A 2,399-nucleotide genomic window follows, 5' to 3' on the forward strand; every position below is an offset into this window, starting at 1 on the left:
AGATGCTCTATCCGTTGAGCTACGGGCGCGGTGGCGGAGATGACAGGATTTGAACCTGCGGCCCCCGTCAAGGGGGCAACTCCTTAGCAGGGAGCCCCATTCGGCCACTCTGGCACATCTCCAGACCTTGCTCCACATTACTCGGTCCTCCCCGCGCGTCCAAATACACCCCGAAACGCACTGGGCGAAATCCGTATACTCGGCCGCATGAAAATCCACACCTGGCTCACCTCCGGCCTCGCCGCCCGCGATACCTCCAATGACCCGTCTGATTACCTAGTTTGGTTCCCGGCCAACCTGGATTCACTCACCGTTGCCCCGCTGGTCGGCGAGAGCGCGTCCGTGCCGTTTTATTTCACCCCGAAGACCTCCGCGCTGGCCAAGTCGGCGGACGGCATCGTCCTCCTCGGTGTCCCCCTCGGCGATTTGGAGGGCTCGTGGCGCGCGGACAACCTCGACCGCTCCACTGAGTCTATTTCGGAGGTCGCGGGTCTGCTCGGCGAGAACCTCGCGTACCGCAACGACGGCGCCGCGGTGGTGCAGCTGCGCGGCGAGTTCCCGATTGAGAAGGTGCAGGTCGTCGCCGGCCAGAACCGTCCGGATACGAAGCGAGCAAAGGATTTGCTTATCGACGTACCTTCGGACTTCCTCGGCACCCGCCAATTTCACACCATGCCAGAGCTTTTCCCGGACGAGATCGCCTAACCAACACCAGCAACAGAAAAACCGGCCAGGTGGATAATCTGGCCGGTTTCCGTCGATTAGCTAACGGTTACGCCGCGTCCTTTCTGGAGGATCCGCCGATGGAGGTGAAGGCCTCACCCTTCTCGTTGGAGCACCAGTCGTAGAGCACGCCGCCAGCGGCGATCAGGCCGATGACGCCAGCGGCGACGGTGCCGAAGCGCTGGACGTTCGGGTCCTGGCCAAGCTCCGCGAGACGGCGGTTCGCCGCGTCGATCTGGCCACGCAGCTCAGCGAACTGGTCGTTGTCGCGACCACCACGGCCGCCCTGACCCCAGTCCGGGCTGTTGCGGCGCATAGCCGCCTGGAACTGTGCGTTGATCTGGTTGATCTGCTCGTTGATCGCGCCCATGTACGGACGGGCGATCTCGCCGCCGAACGCGCCCACGAGGGCAACCGGCACCAGGTACAGCAGCGGCGAACGCACGGCGTTGGCAACGCAGCGGTCCAAAGTCTCGGTGGACGAGCCCTCCTCCGGCTGCGGCTCCGGCTTCTCGGTCGGCGGGGTCGGCTCGCCCGGCTTCGGCTTCTGCACGCCGAGGTCGAGGTCCAGGTATTCCTTGCCCTCTTCAACAGTGACCTTCTGGATCACGCGCTTCGGGTCAGTCGGCTTCCAGTCGCGCGGGCGGTACTCGATCTCGTAGTCGCCGGGCTCAACGTTGACCTTCCAGTTACCGTCCTCGTCGGTGACAGTGCGGGTAACCTCGTTGCCGTCCTTGTCCCGAACAATCACGGTGACGTCGGGCGCACCCTCAGTCTCGTTCGGGTCTTCCTTGCCGTTGCCGTTGAGGTCGATCCAGACGCGGTCGCCGATGGTGCCCGGCTTCACCGGCTCACAGTCGCACGTCACATCAGTCTTCTTCAAACCCAGATCGTAAGAGTCGTTGTACTCGTTCGGCTTCACTGTCACCTTGGAGACCAACCCAGACTCATCCGAGCCCGGAATCTTGCCGGTGACCTCCCAGCCCTCAGGCTTAATAAAGCGGATGTCGTACTCAGCGTTCGGGTTCAGCCCCTCAATCTTCCAGTCACCGTTTTCGTCCGTAACCGCAGAACGCGTCGGCTCACCCTCACGGGACACCAGCACCACGACATTCTCGAGGCCCTTCTCATCCTCGCCCTGCTTGCCGTCGCCGTCCTCGTCGTTCCAGACACGGTCGCCGACAGAACCAGACGGCAGGACACCAAGATCAACGTCGAAGTTCTCTTCGCCCGGCTTAACCGTGATGGTGCGCTCGACCTGCTCCTTGTCGCTCGGAGTGCGATCGCCCGGCTCGTAGCGAACGGTGTACTCGCCCGGCTCAACGTCAACCTTCCAGTTACCGTCCTCGTCGGTGACGGTACGAGTGACCTCGTTGCCATCCTTATCGACGATCACCACCGGCACGTTCGGAACACCAGTCTTCTCGTCCGGATCTTCCTTGCCGTCGCCGTTGGTGTCTTCCCAGACCTTGTCCCCGATGGTGCCGCGCTTCGGAGCCTCAACTGTCGTGGGAACCTCAACCGTGGTCGGAACTGGCTGCTTGACCGTAGTCGGTACCGGTTGTTTCACGGTCGTCGGAACTTCAACCGTGGTCAGAACCTCAACCGTGGTGGGCTCGCAGTCACATGGAGCTTCAGTTGTTGGCGTCGGCTCCTCGGTCGGTGTCGGCTCCTCC

At 62.7% G+C, this 2,399-nt stretch carries 2 protein-coding genes and 1 tRNA gene; 1 reads left to right on the plus strand and 2 read right to left on the minus strand.

What is annotated here, in order from left to right:
- Window positions 1–31: 31 nt before the first annotated feature.
- Window positions 32–122 (minus strand) — tRNA-Ser (locus HMPREF2791_RS00150).
- Window positions 123–207: 85 nt separating this feature from the next.
- On the opposite strand from HMPREF2791_RS00150, the gene HMPREF2791_RS00155 reads away from it, so the two are divergent.
- Window positions 208–705 (plus strand): hypothetical protein, encoded by a 498-nt coding sequence (locus tag HMPREF2791_RS00155; RefSeq protein WP_070843753.1) that lies wholly within the window; start codon window positions 208–210, stop codon window positions 703–705.
- 67 nt (window positions 706–772) lie between these two features.
- Here the strand turns inward: HMPREF2791_RS00155 and HMPREF2791_RS00160 are convergent, their stop codons facing one another.
- The gene (locus tag HMPREF2791_RS00160; RefSeq protein ID WP_070843754.1) at window positions 773–2,293 is read right to left on the minus strand and encodes an SdrD B-like domain-containing protein; all 1,521 of its coding nucleotides are present in this window, start codon (window positions 2,291–2,293) and stop codon (window positions 773–775) included.
- Window positions 2,294–2,399 lie beyond the last annotated feature (106 nt).

Origin of the sequence: Corynebacterium sp. HMSC034A01, from assembly GCF_001838175.1 — a bacterium.
Lineage (GTDB): Bacteria > Actinomycetota > Actinomycetes > Mycobacteriales > Mycobacteriaceae > Corynebacterium.